This is a genomic window from Amycolatopsis sp. 505 (assembly GCF_031625235.1).
Lineage (GTDB): Bacteria > Actinomycetota > Actinomycetes > Mycobacteriales > Pseudonocardiaceae > Amycolatopsis.
Genome location: NZ_JACKQP010000001.1, coordinates 1,087,880 through 1,105,648, shown reverse-complemented (window position 1 = coordinate 1,105,648; position 17,769 = coordinate 1,087,880). Strand labels below are relative to the sequence as shown.

The following is a 17,769-nucleotide window of genomic DNA, read 5'->3' as shown; positions in this document are numbered from 1 at the left end:
GGCTACGCGAGCGGGGAAGGGCCTGGTGAGCCGGTCAGTCCGGCCGCGCTCAAGGCCTTCTGGGCGCTCATCCCCAACCCCGTCGCGTAGGCGCGTTCGAAACCGTCCGCGCCCAGCGCCGCCACGACTCGCCCCCGCACCGACGACGCGTCCGGGTCACCCGCGATCGACGTCCCGCGCACGCCCGCCGCCGCGCCCAGGAGCGTGGCCGCCTGGTCCGGTGGCACCACCCCGGCCAAGCCCTCCAAGGCGAACGCCACCACGTCGCCCGCGTGCCATTGGCGTCCGGTCAGCAACGCCGACCGGTGCAGCCGGGCCGCTTCCGCGGGACGTCCTTCGGCCACGGCCAGCCACCCGAGCGAGATCAGCGTCATCGCGCGGACCGTCTCCGCCGCGAACGAGCCGCCCGGGCACTCCGCCAGCGCCTGCTCGCACCACGAACGGGCAGCCGCCAGGTCACCGGACAGCCGGGCCAGGTTCGCCAACCCGACGCAGGCCGCCGCGCGCGACTCCGGCATGCCCGACCGGCGGGCCGTGGCCGCGGCGAGCTCGTAGTCCGCACGGGCCCGGGCGTGCTCGCCCGACAGCAGGTGGTTCCACGCGCGGCGGCAGATCAGGTCCGCGACGTCGTCCGTCGCGCCGATCTCGTGCATCAGGCCGAGCGCCTCGTCCATCAGCGGCAACGCGGCCGCGTGCTCGCCCCGCCAGGTCAGCAGCTGGGACAGGTGGTCCAGCGCCATCGACAGGCCCCACCGCTCGCCCAGCGCGCGGAACTGCGCCGCGCCCTCGCGCAGGCCCTCTTCGGCGCCCGCCAGGTCGCCGGACATCATCGCCCGCAGGCCCATGCCCATCGGCAGCAGCGCCCACGCCCAGGCGTCGCCGGCCGCCAGCAGGCCTTCGCCGCGGCCGGTCAGCTCGTCGTCGTCGCCGGGCGGGCCGGCGACGACGCCCATCAGCATCACCAGGATCGGGTTCCGGGGCGACCAGTCGCCGTCCGCCGCGTACCGCCGGACCAGCGGCAGGTACTGCTCCAGCGACTCGTCCGGATGCCCGGACAACGCGCCGAGCACGCACACCAGGAACTCCTCGGCGTACTCCTCGCGCACCTCGGGCGAGCACCGCGACACGACGGCCAGCGACAGCCCGGCGCCCTCGAACCGCCGTCCACGCATCCACCAGTACATCGCCAGCAGCGGCACCAGCCGCAGCGCGAGCACGACGTCGTGCTCGGTCGACCAGCGCAGCGCGGCCAGGAGGTTGTCGTAGTCGGCGTCCAGCCGGGCCAGCCAGTCCAGCTGCTCCGCGGTCCGCAGCTTCGGATCGGCTTCGACGGCGAACCGCAGGAAGTACTCGGCGTGCGCGCGGTGGAACGTCTCCGCTTCGCCCGCTTCGGCGAGTTTCCCGGCGCCGAACGCGCGGATCGTCTCCAGCATCCGGAACCGCCCGCCGACGGCTTCCACCAGGGACTTGTCGGCCAGCTCCGGCAGCAGGTCGACGTCCGCGCCGCACACCTCGGCGGCGGCCGCGGCGGTCGCGCCGCCGGAGAACACCGCGAGTCTCCTGGCCAGCGCCCGTTCCTCGGCGGTCAGCAGGTCCCAGCTCCACTCGACGACCCCGCGCAGTGAGCGGTGCCGGGCCTCGGCCGTCCGGTTGCCGCGGGCCAGGAGCCGGAACCGGTCGTCGAGCCGGGCCGCGATTTCGCCGAGCTCGAGGGACCGGACGCGGGCCGCGGCCAGCTCCAGGGCCAGCGGCAGGCCGTCGAGGGCCGCGCAGACGTGCTGGACGTCGCCGATCGTCGATTCGTCGAGCGCGAACGCGGGATCGCTCGCGGCCGCGCGTTCGGCGAACAGCCGGACGGCCGCGAAGTCCCGGGCCTGCGCCGCGGAGGTCCCGGGCGGCGGGACGGCCAGCCGCGGCACCGGCGCCAGCTGTTCGCCGGTGATGCCGAGCGGCTCGCGGCTGGTGGCCAGCACCCGCAGCCCGGGGCAGGCGGCGAGCAGGCGCGCGACCAGCCGGGCCGCCTCTTCGACGACGTGCTCGCAGTTGTCCAGCACCAGCAGCACCGGGCGGGTCCGCAACGCCGAGACCAGCCGCTCGACCGGGTCCTGCGGGCCGCCGCGCGCGCTCTCGCGCAGGCCGAGCGCGGCCAGCACCGCGCCGGCGACGGCACCGCCGCCGTGCGGGGCCAGCTCGACGAACGCCACCGGGCCGGCCTGGACCGTGGCGACCTCGACCGCCAGCCGCGTCTTGCCGGTGCCACCGGGGCCGGTCAGCGTCACGAGCCGGGCGCGTCCGAGCAGCTCCGCCACCTGCCGCAGCTCGGCGTCGCGGCCGACGAAGCTGGTCAGCTGCGCGGGCAACGCCGGCAGGACCGGCTTCTCGGTCTCGCCGCGAAGCACCGCGAGGTGCGCTTCGGCGAGCTCCGGGCCGGGATCGGCGCCCAGCTCGTCGGCCAGCGTGCGGCGGGCGTCTTCGAACGCGGCGAGCGCGTCGGCCGGCCGTCCCGCGGCGGCGAGGGCCCGGACCAGCTGCGCGCGTGGCCGTTCCCGCAGGGGCTGCGCGGCGACGGTCTCCCGCAGGCCGGTGAGGACGTCTTCGGCCTGCCCGAGCGCCAGCCGGGCCTCGGCGTGGTCGTCCACGGCGTCCGCCCGCAGCTCCTCGAGCCGGGTGGCCTGCGGCGCGGCGAAGGGCGCGTCCGCGAGGTCGGTGAACGCGGGCCCGCGCCACAACGCCAGCGCGTCGCCCAGCACCTCCGCGGCCCGCGCGTGCTCGCCGTTCTTCAGCAGCGCGCGGCCGTCGCGGGCCAGCCGTTCGAAGCGGTGAACGTCCACTTCGTCCGGTGCGACGACGAGCCGGTACCCGGCCGCGGTGAATTCGACCGGCGCGAGGTCCTTCAGCGCCGTCCGCAGCCGCGACACCTGCGACTGGAGGGCGTTCGCGGCGCCGTCCGGCGGGTGCTCGCCGTACATGCCGTCGATCAGCCGGTCGGCCGGGACGAACCGCCCGGCGTCGAGAGCGAGCAACGCCAGCAGCGTCCGCGACCGCGGGCCGCCCACCGCCACCGCCGCGCCATCGGGGCGCCACGCGGCGACGGCCCCCAGCACCCCGAATCGCATGGACCCAGCCTAAGACGTCCCCGACCTGCGGTGGGGGTCACTCCAAACGGGAGTTCGGCGTGGTCCTGTGAATCACCTGAGCGTGCGTCTATACACTTCGCCGGGTCCCCACGCAATGGGAGAGGTATGTCGTCCGAGAGCATTGCCCTAGGTCAACCCACCGTGGGCGAAGAGGAGCTCGCTGCCGTAGCCGAGGTGTTCCGCTCCGGCTGGCTCGCCGGTGCCGGCCCGGCCTGCCGCCGCTTCGAAGAGCGGTTCGCCCAGGTCACCGGTACGGCGCACGCGCTGACGACCGCGAACTGCGGCTCGGCGCTCTTCCTCGGGCTCCAGGTCCTCGGCGTCCGGCCGGGCGACGAGGTGATCGTCGGCGACTACACGTTCCCGGCGACCGGCCACGCCGTCGTGCAGGCCGGCGCGAAGCCGGTGTTCGCCGACATCCGCCCGGACGTCTTCAGCGCGGACCCGGCGCACGTCGAGGCCCTGATCACGCCGAAGACGGTCGGGATCCTCGCGGTCGACGTCGCCGGCCAGCCCGGTGACTTCGACGAGTACCGCGCGATCGCCGACAAGCACGGCCTCTGGCTCTTCGAGGACGCCGCCTGCGCCGCGGGCGCGACGTACAAGACCCGCCCGGCCGGCAGCCTCGCCGACCTGGCCGCGTTCTCCTTCCACGGCCGCAAGGGCATCACCGCCGGCGAGGGCGGCGCGCTGGTCTCCGACCGCGAAGACCTCATCGCCCGCGCCCGCAAGCTGCACACCTACGGCATCGAGCCGGCCATCAGCCGCGAAGGCTCGGACACGCTGCCCATCCCGGAGTTCCACGAGCTCGGCTACAACTTCCGCCTCTCGGACGTCCAGGCCGCGATCATGAACGTCCAGCTCGACCGCCTCCCCAACCTCCTCGCCGCCCGCCGTTCGGTCGCGAAGCGCTACCACGAGGCGTTCGCCGACGTCGACGCGCTGACCGTGCCGGTGGAGCTGCCCGACCGCGAGCACCCGTGGCAGGCCTACCTGCTCACGGTCGCGCCCGAAGTCAGCCGCGACACCCTGACCCTGCGGATCCGTTCCCAGGGCGTCCAGTGCAACTTCGGCACGTACGCCTCGCACCTGCAGCCGATCTACGGGCCTCAGGCCCCGCTGCCCGTCTCGGCCGACGCGTTCGCGCGCCAGCTCGCCGTCCCGATGCACGCCAACCTCACCGACGCCGAGGTCACCCGGGTCGCCGAGGTCGTGCGCGAAGCCGTGCAGTCCCTGTCCTGAAGCCGCCGACCGAGGAGAAATTGGTGTCCGACAAGAAGGTGCTCTTCACCGGGGGCGGCGGCTTCATCGCCGCGCACGTGATCCCGCTGCTGATCGAGGGCGGCTACACGGTCCGGATCTTCGACAACATGACCCGCGGCGACCGCGCCCGCGTCAACGAGTTCGTCGCCACCGGCAAGGTCGAGCTGGTCGAGAAGGACGTCCGGTACGGCGGCGCGGTGCGCGAGGCGATGCGCGGCTGCACGCACGTCATCCACTTCGCGACGGTGTCGATCAACAAGTCGATCGCCGACCCGCACGAGTCGATCGACATCAACATGATCGGCAACCACAACGTCTTCGCGGCGGCCGCCGACGAGGGTGTCGAGCGGCTGGTGTTCGCCTCGACCGCGTCGGTCTACGGCGACCCGAAGCGGCTGCCGATGCACGAGGACGACGAGCTGCGCCCGCTCACGCCGTACTGCATCTCCAAGCGCGCCGGCGAGGACCTGCTCGGCTTCTACGAGCGCCAGAAGGGCCTGTCCTGGAACGCGCTGCGGTTCTTCAACGTGTACGGCCCCGGCCAGAAGATCGAGGCGTACTACACGTCGGTGATCAACCACTTCATCCAGCGCCTCCGCAACGGCCAGCCGCCGATCATCGACGGCCGCGGCGACCAGTCGATGGACTTCGTGCACGTGACGGACCTGGCGCACGCCGTCGTCGCGGCGCTGGAGTCGGAGAAGGCCAACGTGCCGATCAACATCGGCACCGGCATCGACACGTCGATCGCGGCGCTGGCCAAGATCCTCATCGAGGCGGTCGGCGTCGACGTCGAGCCGCTGTTCAACGACCGGGACGTGCTGGTCTCGCGGCGCGCGGCCGACATCAGCCGGGCGCGGGACGTGCTGGGCTGGGAGCCGCGGATCACCGTCGAGGACGGCATGCGGGATCTGGTCAAGGAAACCGAGTGAGCACCACCGCGGGGCCGGCGCAAGGGCGTGCCATGCGCATCGCGGTGGTGAACAACTTCTTCCCGCCGCGGGTGGGCGGCAGCGCGCACATGGCGGCGTCGCTGGCGGCCCAGTTCGCCGCGGCCGGGCACGAAGTCCTCGCGATCACGGCCGCGTACGCCGACGCCCCGGCCGAGGAGGAACGGGACGGCTACCGCGTCGTGCGGCTCCCCGCGGTGAAGATGCCGCAGATCGGCCTGTCGATCGACTTCGACATGAGCTTCGCGTCCCTGCGGCCGGGCAACTGGCGGCGGCTGTGGAAGCTGCTCGACGAGTTCCAGCCGGACGCGATCCACCTGCACGGCCAGTTCTTCGACTTGTCGTGGCTGGCCGGGATCTGGGCGCGGCGGCACGGCGTCCCGACCCTGCTGACCATCCACACGCTGCTGATCAGCGACAACAAGCTGTACGGCGGCGTGTTCCGGCTGCTCGACGCGGTCCTGGTGCGGCCGATCCTGGCCTATATGCGGCCGAAGTACGTCATCCTCGACAAGCTGGGCGTCGACTACTGCGTCGCGCGGTACGGCACGAGCGACGCGAACTCGGAGTACTTCCCGATCGCCGTCGACACGGGACACTTCGCGAAGCCGGTGACGAAGGACGTCCGCGCGGAGCACGGGATCGGCGACGCCCCGCTGATCGTGTCGCTCGGGCACGTCATCCCGCTGCGCAACCGGCTGCCGCTGATCGAGGCCCTGCCGTCCATTTTGGACAAGCACCCCGGGGTGCGGGTGGTGGTCGTCGGCCGGGTCTACCACGACGCGTTCCTGAAGCGGGCCGGCGAGCTGGGCGTGTCGGACGCGCTGGTGGTGACGGGCGCGGTGCCGAAGGAGGACGTCCCGGCGTACTTCGCGGCGGCGGACATCGTCACCCACGACCTCAACGGCGGCTGCGGCACGGCTTCGCTGGAGGCGATGCTGTCGGGTACGGCGACGATCGCGTCGGTGACCGAGGACAACTACCCGGGCATCGAGCTGCGCAACGGCGAGAACGTGCTGCTGGTCCGCCCGGACGATGCGGAAGCCGTGGCGCGCACGGTGATCGAGCTGCTCGACGACCCGTCGCGGCGGGCGCTGATCGCGCAGCGGGAGAGCGAGCTGGTGCGGTCGAACTTCGGCCTCGACGTCGTCGCGGAAGAGCACCTCAGGACCTTCGAGAAGCTGGTGTCGGAAGCCGATGTTCTTCGATGACGAGCGCAGCCACCGGCTGCGCCCGCAGATCCTGACCGAGCTCGTCTCGCAGTACATGAACGACGCCGAGCGCGCGCAGTTCTACGGGTTGCCCTCGACGTGCCGCGTGCGCGAGCGCGTGAAGATCATCAGCCCCGAGAACCTGAAGATGGGCGACCACTGCTGGATCGGCGAAGGCGCGGCGTTGGACGCCAGCGGCGGCCTGGAGATCGGCGAGCACACCAGCATCGGGCTCAACACGCTGATCTTCACGCACTCGAGCTGGCTGGCGAACATGACGCTGCAGAACCACTCGGGCAGCGACCTGATCGAGCGCAAGCCGGTCAAGATCGGCAAGGGCTGCTTCATCGGCGGCCTGGTGGTGATCATGGCCGGCGTGACGGTCGGCGACTTCGCGACGGTCCAGCCGAATTCGGTGGTGGCCAAGGACGTCCCGCCGCGGACCCTGGTGGCGGGGAATCCGGCCCGGGTGTTCCAGCGGTACGACGAGGAGTACATCCAGTCCGAAGTGGACCGTGTGCGCGCGGAGAACGCCCGGCGGCGGGAGATCGCGGAGTCACACGGGCAGAACACTTCGGGCTGGGGAGCCCCATCGGGCGACTACTCGGCGGAATAGCGACCAGGCAGACTGGCGTGCCATGGAATGGCCGCGTGACGTGCTGACTCTCAACGATTGGTGCGGCCTTCCGGAGATTCCGAGTACGCCGAGGCCGGCATCGAGCACCACCCGCCGCGCCCAGCGGCCCTGACGTGGATGACGGCGGCACCGGCGCCGGACGCCGGCGCCGCCGTCGTGAAACCGCCCGATCCTCCCGGCGGCGAAGTCTCTTCGCACGGAACCGCACGCAGGACTCTAGTACTCGGTGACCCAGCGCGAGATATCGGTTACACAACGTTTCGATGAGCTTCGGTATACGCCGGCAAAATCCACGAAGCAACCTTTCCCCGCCCCGGCCGTCGCTGGAAAGGACGGAACGAGGTGATCCATGGCGCGCGGCGACGAGGAGTTCGCGGAGTTCGTCCGCGTGTCGTCGGCTCGGCTCACGCACGCCGCGTTCCTGCTCACCGGTGATCGCCACCAGGCCGAAGACGCCGCCCAGACCGCCTTCACGCGCACCTACGCGGCCTGGTCGCGAGTGCGGCACAAGGACGCCTACGGCTACGCCCGGACCGTCCTGGTGAACCACGTCATCGACGGCTGGCGGCGCCCCATCCGCGAGTACGCCACCGAGGCCATGCCCGAGCAGCAGGACCGCCTCGACGTCGACCAGGCCGTCACCCAGCGCGCGTGGCTCACCGCGGTGCTCAAGACGCTCACCGACCGCGAACGCGCCGTCGTCGTGCTGCGGCACTTCTTCGACCTGCCCGAAGCCGACGTGGCCCGTGAGCTCGGCGTTTCCCTCGGTACCGTGAAGAGCACGAACTCGCGGGCGCTGGCCAAGCTGCGGGTCGAGGCGGACCCGGAGGACACGCTGATCGGAGGGAGCGGGCGGTGAACGAGCTCGACGACTTCCGCGCCGCCCTCCGGCAGCCGCCCGAGGTGCCCTTCGCCGAACCCGATCTCGCCGGGATCATGGCCGGTGGGAGGCGTATCCGACGTCGCCGGCGGCTGCTGACCGGGACCGCCGGGGTCGCCGCCGCGGCCGCCGTGGTGCTCGTCGTGGTGTTCGCCATCCAGCTGCGGCAGCCCGCGCCCGCGCCGGTCGCGCAGCCGCCGTCCCCGGCTCCGGCCGTGCCGACCACCGCCGGACCGCCCGCGGAGCAGCCGATCGGGGACGTCGTCGGCACCGGCATCCGGACCGCGGCCGGGGAGCTCGTCTTCTACGCGCGGGCCATCGACCTGCCGGAACTGCCGGGCACCCGGTTCGGCCTGGTGGCCGGTCTCCGGTCCGGGGCCTCGCTGCGGGCCCTGCAGGTGACGAACGAGTTCCGCGGCTCCGACCGCTCGTTCGGCTTCCACGCCACCGACGGCGGCGAGACGGTCGGCAACCAGCTCATCCCCGTCTTCGGCTACTTCGCCGGCCCGGCGGCGCGGATCACCACCACGGTGCACGGCAAGACGATCGAGGCCCGGCTGGCGACCTGGACCGCGGACTCGACCGTGGTCTTCTTCTGGTTCGACCCCGTCGAGGTCCCGAACTCCGCCGTCTTGACACCCCTGATCGCCTTCGACGCCGACGGAAAGCGGCTCACCAAGTAGGCGGTACCCGGCCACGCGGTGCGGGCGTAAGACGGGCACCGTGACCTCTCGACGAGCGTTCCTCACCGCCACGGCCGCGCTGGGCGTGGCGGCCGCCGCCCCGGCCGGTGCCGCCGAACTCGGGGACCGCGGGCCCGGCGGCCCGGTCCGCCCCCAGCGTCCCGACGCCGAGCTGCGGGCTTTGCTGCGCCAGGTCGACGAGCGGCGGATCGAAGCGACCGTCCGCCGGCTGGCCGCGTTCGGCACCCGGCACACGCTGTCCGCCCAGGACGACCCCGCCCGCGGCATCGGTGCCGCGCGCGACTGGCTCTTCGCGCAGTACCAGCAGATCGCGGCCGCGTCCGGCGGCCGGCTGAGCGTCGAGCTCCAGTCGTACGTCCAGCCGCCCGCCGACCGGATCCCGGTGCCGACGCAGATCACCAACGTCGTCGCGACGCTGCGCGGGTCCACCGATGCCGGCCGCGTGTACGTCGTTTCGGGGCACTACGACTCGCGCCGCACCGACGTCATGGACTTCACCGGGGACGCGCCGGGCGCCGACGACGACGCTTCGGGCGTCGCGGTCGCCCTGGAGCTGGCCCGGGTGCTCTCGACGCGGCAACCGGCCGCGACGATCGTCTTCGCCGCCGTCGCGGGCGAGGAACAGGGCCTCTACGGCTCGCGGTTCATGGCGCGGCAGTTCAAGGCGGCCGGCACCGACGTCCAAGCGATGTTCACCGACGACATCGTCGGCTCGAGCCGCGCCGACGACGGCACGCGCGACCCCTTCACGATCCGCCTCTTCGCCGAGGGCGTGCCGACGGCGGAAACCCCGGCCGAAGCGAACCTGCGCCGCAGCATCGGCGGCGAGAACGACTCCCCGCCGCGGCAGCTGGCCCGGTTCGTGAAGTCCGTGGCGGAGAACGACGCGACCGGCATGACCGTCCGCGTCATCCACCGCCGCGACCGCTACCTGCGCGGCGGCGACCACATCGGCTTCCTGGAGCAGGGTTACCCGGCGGCGCGGTTCACCGAGCCGAACGAGGACTTCGCCCACCAGCACCAGGACGTCCGCGTCGAAAACGGCGTCCAGTACGGCGATCTGCCGGAGTTCTGCGACTTCCCGTTCATCGCGCGGGTCGCCCGGGTGAACGGCGCCGCGCTGTGGTCGCTCGCCACGGCGCCGGGCACGCCGAAGGGCGTCAAGATCCGCACGGCGGCGCTGACGAACGACTCGGAACTGCTGTGGGACGCGACACCGGGCGCGACGGGCTACGAGGTCCTCTGGCGCGAAACCACCGCGCCGGACTGGACGCACGCGATCGGCGTCGGCCCGGCGCTGACGGCGAAGATCGACCTGTCCAAGGACAACGTCTTCTTCGGCGTCCGCGCGGTGGGCCCCGGTGGCCGCCGGAGCCCGGCCGCGTTCCCGGTGCCGGTGAGCTAGGCCGCGGCCTGCGTCAGGACCTGCTCGACGACGTGGTGCGAGGGCAGGATCAGGTCGCGCTCGGTGTCGGCGTCGATCTTGCCTTCGAGCAGGTCGCAGAAGCGGTCCAGCTGGGTGGCGAGCGGCTCGCGGGCGGTGACCAGCTCCGGGATCTCGATGACCGTCTGCTGCCGGTAGCCGAGGCCGTCCGGGGTGACGGAGTCGTGCGAGACGTGCCGGTAGATCGTGACGTCCCGGCGCAGCAGGTCGATCTCGATCAGCCGGTCGAGCTCGGAGACGACCAGCGAGCGGACCTTCTTCTGGCCCAGCCGCGAGGCCGAGACCGTGGCCAGGCCGGTCGGGAAGGACAGCACCGTCTCGATGGTGTCCTCGGCGCCCTCGACCGACGACGGGTGGAAGTACCCCGCGCCGGACGTCACGCGGGCCGGGGTCGCGCCGCCGAAGAACTGGATCGCCAGGTCGACGTCGTGCACCAGCAGGTCCCACGCCACCCCGGTCTTGATGCGGGGCGCGTACGGGCCGTGGCGGCGGGCCATCAGGTGCACCGGCTCGTTCACCAGCGCCCGGGCGGTCATCACCGCCGGGTTGTAGCGCTCCAGCAGCCCGCACATCAGCGGGATGTCGTTCTTCGCCGACAGCGAAACGATTTCCTGGGACTTCTCGAAGCTGTTGCAGACCGGCTTCTCGACCAGCATCGGCTTGCCCTGGCGGAAGATCTCCTGCGCCAGGTCGTAGTGCACCTCGGTGGCCGACGCCAGCACCACGGCGTCCACATCGGACAGTTCGCCGATCTCCGGCGTCCACCGCGTTTCGTACCGGTCGGCGACGGCCTTGCCCGCTTCCTCGCGCGGATCGATCACGCGGACCAGGTCGACGCGCTCGTTCTGGGCGAGCACGCGGGCGTGGAGGGAACCCATGTTCCCGGTACCGACAAGAGCGATCCGATGCGTCATGCGCCCAGTACCTCGCGAACGGTTTCGATGATGGTGTCCAGGTCGGACTCGGTCAGGTGCGGGTGCACCGGCAGCGAAAGCGCCTGCTCGGCGACCGACGTCGCGACCGGGAAGTCCTCGACGTGCGCGCCCGGGATCAGGTCGTGACCCGTGTAGCAGTCGTAGTCGAAGACGATCTTGGGGTAGTAGATGCCGTTGCCGATGCCGCGCTCGGTGAGCGCCGCGGCCAGCTCGTCGCGCGAGAGGAACGCGTGCGGCCCGACCAGCACCGTGTACTGGTGCCACACGTGCTCGCGGCCCGGCAGCACCTGCGGGACGTCGAGGCCCGGCGTGCCGGCGAGCCCCTCGGACAGCCGCTTCGCGTTCGCCTGGCGGGCGGCGGTCAGCTGGTCGAGCTTCGCCAGCTGCGGAATGCCCACGGCCGCGTGCAGGTCGGTCATCCGGTAGTTGTGGCCGGCGACCTCGTACTGGTACCGGGCGCGCATGCCCTGGTTGCGCAGCACGCGCAGGTTGTCGGCCAGCGCGTCGTCGTCCGTGGTGATGACACCGCCCTCGGCGGTGGTGATGTTCTTCGTCGCGTACAGAGAGAAGCAGCCGATGCCGAACGAACCGGCCGGCTTGCCCTCGAACGACGCGCCGACGGCCTGCGCCGAGTCCTCGATCACCTGCAGGCCGCGCTCGGCGGCCAGCGGCGCGAGCTTGCCCATGTCCGCCGTCTGGCCGTAGAGGTGCACCGGCATCAGGACCTTCGTGCGGTCCGTCACGGCCTTGGCCACGGCGTCGGGGTCGATCGCGAAGTCGTCGCGCCGGATGTCGGCGAAGCGGACGGTCGCGCCGGCCTCGAGGATCGCGTTCAGCGTCGCCACGAAGGTGAACGGCGAGGTGATGACCTCGTCACCCGGCTGCAGGTCCAGCACCTGGAGGGCCGCGACCAGCGCGGTGGTCCCGTTGTTGACCGCGATCGCGTGCTTCGTCCCGGAGACCGCCGCGAAGGCGTCTTCGAAGCGCTTGACCATCGGTCCCTGTGCGATGGCGCCGGAGCGCAGCACCTCGACGACGAGGTCCTCCGCGTCGCGGACGTCGACCACAGTGATGGGGATCATGGGCAGTCTCTCTCGGCAGGCGATTTCGGTGCGTCCGGTACAGTGAGCCGCCGGTTCTGCGCCCGGCCGCCCTGCAGCAACGCGGGCCACACGTTACCGGGCGCGGCAGCACGCCCAGTACCCAGCCGCCGACGAACGGATACCCGCCCGTGGCCAACCGCATCCACCCGACCGCCGTCATCGGCGAAGGCGTCGAGCTCGGCGAGGACAACGTCATCGGGCCGTTCGCGGTGATCGCGGGCCCCACGCGGATCGGGGACGGCAACTGGATCGGCCCGCACGTGACCATCGGCACGCCGGGCGAGGACCGCGGCCGCCCGCACCCGGCGGCCTGGGAAGACGCCCCAGCCGGTGACCCGGATCACGACGGGCACGGTGTCGTCATCGGCAGCCGCAACCGGATCCGCGAGTACGTGAGTGTCCACCAAGGGACCTGGCGGACAACGACGGTCGGCAGCGACGGCTACTACCTCCGCAACTCCCACATCGCGCACGACTGCCTGGTCGGCGACGGCGTGACGATCGCCTCGAACGCCGTCACGGGTGGCCACTGCCACATCTGGGACGGCGCGAATCTCGGCATGGGCGCGATCCTGCACCAGAAGGTCGTGATCGGGCCCGGCGCGATGATCGGGATGGGCTCGGCGGTGCGGCGCGAGATCGGCGCGTTCACCATCGCCGTCGGCAACCCGGCCCGCGTCACCGGCGTCAACGTGGTGGGGCTGTCCCGCCGCGGTCTCGACGAGGAGACGATCGAGGCCCTCGGGCCGTGGCTGAAGGGCAAGGAAGGTCTCCCGGACGTCACGCTGCCCGGCGACCTCTCTACCTTGGTAAAGGCGTGGGACGCTCGCCCGCGCGACGAGCACTAGGAGTCAACGCATGTCCGAAGTCGCCCCCAAGCTGCGCGAGGTCTTCGTCGAGGCGCTGGACCTCGACGGCGGTGTCGACGTCGAGAACCTGAAGTACCGCGACATCGAGGCGTGGGACTCGGTCGGCCACATGGCGCTGGTCGCGGCCATCGAGGACGAGTTCGACGTCGAGTTCGACACCGACCAGGTCATCGACATGTCGAGCTTCAAGGTCGCCGTCGACATGGTCACCGAGCTCCAGTCGAAGAATGACTGATTTGTCCGGTCGCGTCGCGCTCGTCACGGGCGGGACGCGGGGGATCGGCCTGGCCACCGCCCGCGCTCTGGTGGAAGCGGGCGCGACGGTGGTGCTGACCGGACGTGACGAAGCTCGCGCGAAGGAAGCGGCGGCCTCCGTGGGCGCTTCCGGGCTCGCGCTGGACGTCACCGACGCCAAAGCGGTGTCTTCGCTGGTCAGGGGGGTCGCAAAGGAGCACGGGAAGCTCGACGTCGTCGTCGCGAACGCCGGGATCATGGAGGACGCGCTCCTCGGCATGATCAAGGAAGACCTCGTCGACACGACGCTGAGCACGAACGTCGCCGGCACGCTGCACACCGTCCAGGCCGCGGCCCGGGCGATGATGCGGAAGAAGTCGGGGGCGATCGTCGTGCTCGCCTCCATCGTCGGCGAGTACGGAAGCGCCGGTCAGACGGTGTATGCGGCGTCGAAGGCGGCGGTGGCGAACATCGCGCGGTCGGCGGCGAAGGAGCTCGGCCGGTCCGGCATCCGCGTCAACGCGGTCGCGCCGGGCGTCATCGAGACCGATCTCACCTCGGGCCTGAGCGAGGACGCGAAGGCGGAGAACGCCGGCAAGACGCCGCTCGGGCGCCTGGGCCGGCCCGAAGAAGTGGCGAACGCGATCCGGTTCCTGGTGAGCGACGAAGCGTCGTTCATCACCGGCCAGGTGCTGGGGATCGACGGAGGCTTGGTGCTGTGACGCTGTTGGGTGCGGGAGCCCGGCTGGTCGATGTGGCCGGGGGCCGCACGCTGGCGGGCGCGGAACTGTCGGCCGCGGTCGGCCGGGCGATGGAGAAGCTGGCGGCGCTGCCCACCGGCGTCGTGTTCGCGCGGATGTCGGTCGACCTGGACAGCGTGCTGACCTACCTGGGCGCGTTCGAATCCGGGCGGGCGATCGCGCTGATCGACCCGGCGCTGGACGCGGACGTGCTGGCCGGGCTGGTCTCGCGGTTCCGGCCGGCGGCCGTGCTGTCGGCTTCGGGTGCCGCGCCCGACGGGTATGCCGCACGGGGTGCCGACTGGGTCCGCACGTCGGCCGACGGGGTCGTGCCGCACCCCGACCTCGCCGTCCTGCTGCCGACCAGCGGCTCGACCGGCAACCCGAAGCTCGTCCGGCTCTCGCGCCAGGCGATCCTCTCGAACGCCGACGCCATCGCGCAGGTGCTGCACATCGACGCCGACGAGGTCGCGCCCACCTGCCTGCCCCTGCACTACAGCTACGGCCTGTCGGTGCTGAACTCGCACCTGGTGCGGGACGCGACCGTCGTGATCGAGCCGTCCGGCGTGCTCGGCCGCGGCTTCTGGGACGCGGTGAACACCCACCGCGTCACGTCGCTCTCGGGTGTCCCGTACCACTACGAAATGCTGCGGCGGCTCAAGTTCGACCCCGCGAAGTACCCCACGCTGCGGACGCTGACGCAGGCCGGCGGGAAGCTGCGCGACGAACTGGTCGCCGAGTTCAACGAGAAGATGCTCGCCGTCGGCGGCCGGATGTACGTCATGTACGGCCAGACCGAGGCGGCGCCGCGGATGACGACGGTGCCCGCCGAAAAGCTGGCCGAAAAGCTCGGTTCCGCCGGGCCGGCGCTGCCGGGCGGCAAGTTCGCGGTCCGTCGCGACGACGGCTCGGAGACCACGCACCCGAAAATTGTCGGTGAGGTCGTCTACCGTGGGCCCAACGTGATGATGGGCTATGCGGACGACGAGTCCGGACTGGCCAAGGGCGACGAATACGGTGGCGTGCTGGCCACCGGTGACCTCGGGTACCTCGACGAAGAGGGGTACCTGTTCATCACCGGCCGGCTCAAGCGCATCGGCAAGGTGTTCGGCAACCGCGTCAGCCTCGACGATCTCGAGCAGGCCGTGCGCACGGCGGCGGTCGGGATCGACGTGGTGGCCGCGGTGGCGGCGGGCGACAAGGTCGTGCTGTTCGCCGAGGGCGCCGACACCGGCATCTGCAAGGACGCGTCGCGGGCGCTGGCCGAGCGGCTGCACCTGCACGCCAGCGGGTTCGACGTCCGCCCGATCGAAACCGTGCCGCTGCTGGCCAGCGGCAAGATCGACTACCGGACCTTGGAGGGGCGGGTATGAGTGTGTTCACGCGGTCGCAGGCCGACCGGGAGGCCTTGCTGCTGCCCGAGCTGGCCTCGCTGACGGCCCACCACCGGGCGAATTCCGAAGGCTACGACCGGATCCTGTCGTCGCTGGGGATCGCTGCGGACGCGCGTTTCGGCTCGATCGCGGACCTGCCGTGGCTGCCGGTGCGGATGTTCAAGACACACGACCTGAAGTCCGTCCCGGACAGCGAGGTCTTCAAGACGCTGACGTCGTCGGGCACCACCGGCGCCGGCGCGTCCCGGATCTACCTGGACAAGGAGGCGGCGGGCGCGCAGACCAAGCAGCTGGGCGCGACGCTGCAGGAGGTCCTCGGCGGGGAGCGGCTGCCGATGCTGATGGTCGACACGATCGGCATCATCAAGAACCGCCGCTCGTTCTCCGCGCGGGGGGCTGGTGTGCTGGGCATGGCGAACTTCGGCCGCAAGCACACGTACGTGCTCGACGAGAACGACCAGCCGGACGTCGAGGCGGTCAAGAAGTTCCTCGCCGAGTACGGCGACAAGCCGTTCCTGATCTTCGGCTTCACGTTCATGGTGTGGCTGTACCTCTACGAGGTGGCGCGGGACCACGGGCTCGACCTGTCGAACGGCATCCTGATCCACAGCGGTGGCTGGAAGAAGCTGATCGACCGCGCGGTGGACAACACCGAGTTCCGGCGGCGGTTCAAAGAGGACACCGGCCTGACCCGGATCCACAACTACTACGGGATGATCGAGCAGATCGGCACGGTGTTCCTCGAAGGGCCGTCCGGGAACTCGCTGTACTGCCCGGACTTCGCCGACGTCGTCATCCGGAACCCGGAGACGTGGGAAGAGCAGCCGGTCGGGGAGCCGGGCGTGATCGAGGTCGTCTCGACGCTGCCGCGGTCGTACCCGGGGCACGTGCTGCTGACCGAAGACCTGGGCGTCTACAACGGCATCGACGACGGCGACTGGCCGGGCAAGCACTTCTCGGTGCTCGGGCGGCTGCCGAAGGCGGAGGCCCGCGGGTGCTCCGACACGTTCTCGGGAGCGGCGGCGTGACTTCTCTGACCCAGCGGTTCCCCGCTTCGGCCCCGATCGAGGTCGGTTCCCTGGTCGACGAGCTGCGCGCTTCGCCGCCGGGCGGTCGGCTGCGCGTCGGCGACCCGCGGATCGTCGAGTTCGTCACGAAGTTCGCCCGCAAGCTGCTCGCCCCGGCCACCGCGCGCCGGTTCCCGGAGCTCGCGTCGCTCGGCTTCTTCCTGCGCAAGGGCGAAATCGCCAAGGCGCTGTCCACTCTGGACACCTCGGGGAACGCGCTGCGGTTCCCGCGCGGGCTGGTCTTCCACGTGCCGCCGGCGAACGTCGACACGATCTTCGTCTACTCGTGGGCGCTGTCCGCGCTGGCGGGCAACCACAACGTCGTGCGGGTCTCGTCGCGCTCGGCCGGGGCCGCCGAGGCGGTGCTGGAGGCGCTGAACGCCGCACTGTCCGAAGTGGACTCATCAGTGGCCGACGCCGTGCGCGCGACCCAGCGGATGGTGACCTACGACCGCAGCGACGAGGTGAGCGGCGCCCTGTCGCTGGCCGCCGACCTGCGCGTCATCTGGGGCGGCGACGGCTCGGTCGCGGCCCTGCGGAAGTACCCCCTGGCCCCGCACGCGCGTGACCTGACGTTCCCGGACCGTTCGTCCTTCGCCGTCGCGTCGGTGGCGGGCTGGCAGCGGGCGTCCGCCGAAGAGCGGCGCGCGGCCGCGGAGGGCTTCTACAACGACTCGTACTGGTTCGACCAGGCTGCCTGCTCGTCGCCGCGCGCGGTGTTCTGGGTCGGCGACGAAGCGGGTGCGTCCGCGGCCGGGAGCGAGTTCCGCACGCTGCTGGCTTCGGTGCTGGAGACGAAGCAGCACGTCACCGAGCCGGCGATGGCGGTCCAGAAGCGCGTCTCGGCGTACGGCGCGGCGGTCGACGGGCTGGTCAAGGAGATCGAGTTCCAGGGCAACGGCCTGGCCACGCTGGAGCTGACCGACCCGGCGGTGCTGCCGCGCGAGTGGCTCGGCGCGGGCACGTTCGCCAACGCGCGGGTGTCCTCGCTGGCCGACCTGGTGCCGATCGTCCTCCGGAAGGACCAGACGGTCAGTCAGTTCGGCTTCACCGCCGAGGAGCTGACGGCGTTCGCGCACGAGCTCGCGGGCCGCGGCGTCGACCGGATCGTGCCGTTCGGCTCCGCCCTGACCTTCTCCGCGGTGTGGGACGGTTACGATCTGCTCTCCGAGTTCAGCCGCCTGGTCACGGTGCAGGCCTGAGG

General features: G+C 71.5%; 16 protein-coding genes. 13 read left to right on the top strand and 3 right to left on the bottom strand.

The genetic code is table 11. From position 1 onward, the window contains the following. Positions 1-2: 2 nt before the first annotated feature. Positions 3-3,116 carry a BTAD domain-containing putative transcriptional regulator gene (locus tag H5965_RS05355; protein WP_310968174.1) on the bottom strand — a complete coding sequence of 1,038 codons (3,114 nt, stop codon included), beginning with the start codon at positions 3,114-3,116 and terminating at the stop codon, positions 3-5. A gap of 126 nt (positions 3,117-3,242) precedes the next feature. Between H5965_RS05355 and H5965_RS05350 the strand changes: the two genes are divergently transcribed. From H5965_RS05350 to H5965_RS05320, 7 genes are all read left to right on the top strand, one after another. Next, a complete protein-coding gene (locus H5965_RS05350; RefSeq protein WP_310968173.1) occupies positions 3,243-4,376 on the top strand; it encodes a DegT/DnrJ/EryC1/StrS family aminotransferase in 1,134 nt (377 codons plus the stop codon). 23 nt (positions 4,377-4,399) lie between these two features. Then, a complete protein-coding gene (locus tag H5965_RS05345; RefSeq protein ID WP_310968172.1) occupies positions 4,400-5,329 on the top strand; it encodes an NAD-dependent epimerase/dehydratase family protein in 930 nt (309 codons plus the stop codon). Between the two features lie 32 nt (positions 5,330-5,361). After that, positions 5,362-6,558, top strand: a complete 1,197-nt coding sequence (locus H5965_RS05340) for a glycosyltransferase family 4 protein (protein ID WP_310968504.1) — start codon at positions 5,362-5,364, stop codon at positions 6,556-6,558. Further along, the gene (locus tag H5965_RS05335) at positions 6,545-7,174 is read left to right on the top strand and encodes an acyltransferase (RefSeq protein ID WP_310968171.1); all 630 of its coding nucleotides are present in this window, start codon (positions 6,545-6,547) and stop codon (positions 7,172-7,174) included. The genes H5965_RS05340 and H5965_RS05335 overlap by 14 nt, the downstream gene beginning before the upstream one ends. A gap of 370 nt (positions 7,175-7,544) precedes the next feature. After that, entirely contained in the window at positions 7,545-8,054 is a 510-nt protein-coding gene (locus tag H5965_RS05330) for a SigE family RNA polymerase sigma factor (protein WP_310968170.1), read from the top strand. Continuing rightward, positions 8,051-8,758: a hypothetical protein gene (locus H5965_RS05325; RefSeq protein ID WP_310968169.1), complete on the top strand. Its 708-nt coding sequence runs from the start codon at positions 8,051-8,053 to the stop codon at positions 8,756-8,758. Before H5965_RS05330 ends, H5965_RS05325 begins: the two co-directional genes overlap by 4 nt. Positions 8,759-8,798: 40 nt before the next feature. Then, complete coding sequence (locus H5965_RS05320; protein WP_310968168.1) at positions 8,799-10,184, top strand: M20/M25/M40 family metallo-hydrolase; 1,386 nt, start codon at positions 8,799-8,801, stop codon at positions 10,182-10,184. Here H5965_RS05320 and H5965_RS05315 read toward each other — a convergent pair. Together H5965_RS05315 and H5965_RS05310 are read right to left on the bottom strand one after the other, a co-directional pair. Further along, positions 10,181-11,137 carry a Gfo/Idh/MocA family oxidoreductase gene (locus tag H5965_RS05315; protein WP_310968167.1) on the bottom strand — a complete coding sequence of 319 codons (957 nt, stop codon included), beginning with the start codon at positions 11,135-11,137 and terminating at the stop codon, positions 10,181-10,183. The genes H5965_RS05320 and H5965_RS05315 overlap by 4 nt on opposite strands. Then, on the bottom strand, positions 11,134-12,240 hold the full coding sequence (locus H5965_RS05310) for a DegT/DnrJ/EryC1/StrS family aminotransferase (RefSeq protein WP_310968166.1): 1,107 nt from the start codon (positions 12,238-12,240) through the stop codon (positions 11,134-11,136). Before H5965_RS05310 ends, H5965_RS05315 begins: the two co-directional genes overlap by 4 nt. A 149-nt stretch (positions 12,241-12,389) precedes the next feature. On the opposite strand from H5965_RS05310, the gene H5965_RS05305 reads away from it, so the two are divergent. From H5965_RS05305 to H5965_RS05280, 6 genes are read left to right on the top strand one after another with little or no spacing between them, the layout of a single operon-like run. Next, a complete protein-coding gene (locus H5965_RS05305) occupies positions 12,390-13,109 on the top strand; it encodes a UDP-N-acetylglucosamine acyltransferase (protein ID WP_310968165.1) in 720 nt (239 codons plus the stop codon). 10 nt (positions 13,110-13,119) lie between these two features. Continuing rightward, positions 13,120-13,365 (top strand): acyl carrier protein, encoded by a 246-nt coding sequence (locus H5965_RS05300; protein WP_003096467.1) that lies wholly within the window; start codon positions 13,120-13,122, stop codon positions 13,363-13,365. Further along, positions 13,358-14,086 carry a glucose 1-dehydrogenase gene (locus H5965_RS05295; protein ID WP_310968164.1) on the top strand — a complete coding sequence of 243 codons (729 nt, stop codon included), beginning with the start codon at positions 13,358-13,360 and terminating at the stop codon, positions 14,084-14,086. The genes H5965_RS05300 and H5965_RS05295 overlap by 8 nt, the downstream gene beginning before the upstream one ends. Further along, positions 14,083-15,477, top strand: coding sequence for an AMP-binding protein (locus tag H5965_RS05290; RefSeq protein ID WP_310968163.1), 1,395 nt, complete (start codon positions 14,083-14,085; stop codon positions 15,475-15,477). Before H5965_RS05295 ends, H5965_RS05290 begins: the two co-directional genes overlap by 4 nt. Next, positions 15,474-16,526, top strand: a complete 1,053-nt coding sequence (locus tag H5965_RS05285; protein WP_310968162.1) for an acyl-protein synthetase — start codon at positions 15,474-15,476, stop codon at positions 16,524-16,526. Before H5965_RS05290 ends, H5965_RS05285 begins: the two co-directional genes overlap by 4 nt. Then, entirely contained in the window at positions 16,523-17,767 is a 1,245-nt protein-coding gene (locus tag H5965_RS05280) for an acyl-CoA reductase (protein WP_310968161.1), read from the top strand. The genes H5965_RS05285 and H5965_RS05280 overlap by 4 nt, the downstream gene beginning before the upstream one ends. Positions 17,768-17,769 lie beyond the last annotated feature (2 nt).

Bases quoted from the DNA above. Each gene is read 5' to 3' on its own strand.
- H5965_RS05310 (WP_310968166.1), bottom strand. From the start codon at position 12,240: ATGATCCCCATCACTGTGGTCGACGTCCGCGACGCGGAGGACCTCGTC.
- H5965_RS05335 (WP_310968171.1), top strand. From the start codon at position 6,545: ATGTTCTTCGATGACGAGCGCAGCCACCGGCTGCGCCCGCAGATCCTG.
- H5965_RS05295 (WP_310968164.1), top strand. From the start codon at position 13,358: ATGACTGATTTGTCCGGTCGCGTCGCGCTCGTCACGGGCGGGACGCGG.
- H5965_RS05315 (WP_310968167.1), bottom strand. From the start codon at position 11,137: ATGACGCATCGGATCGCTCTTGTCGGTACCGGGAACATGGGTTCCCTC.
- H5965_RS05300 (WP_003096467.1), top strand. From the start codon at position 13,120: ATGTCCGAAGTCGCCCCCAAGCTGCGCGAGGTCTTCGTCGAGGCGCTG.
- H5965_RS05355 (WP_310968174.1), bottom strand. From the start codon at position 3,116: ATGCGATTCGGGGTGCTGGGGGCCGTCGCCGCGTGGCGCCCCGATGGC.
- H5965_RS05285 (WP_310968162.1), top strand. From the start codon at position 15,474: ATGAGTGTGTTCACGCGGTCGCAGGCCGACCGGGAGGCCTTGCTGCTG.
- H5965_RS05330 (WP_310968170.1), top strand. From the start codon at position 7,545: ATGGCGCGCGGCGACGAGGAGTTCGCGGAGTTCGTCCGCGTGTCGTCG.
- H5965_RS05340 (WP_310968504.1), top strand. From the start codon at position 5,362: ATGCGCATCGCGGTGGTGAACAACTTCTTCCCGCCGCGGGTGGGCGGC.
- H5965_RS05350 (WP_310968173.1), top strand. From the start codon at position 3,243: ATGTCGTCCGAGAGCATTGCCCTAGGTCAACCCACCGTGGGCGAAGAG.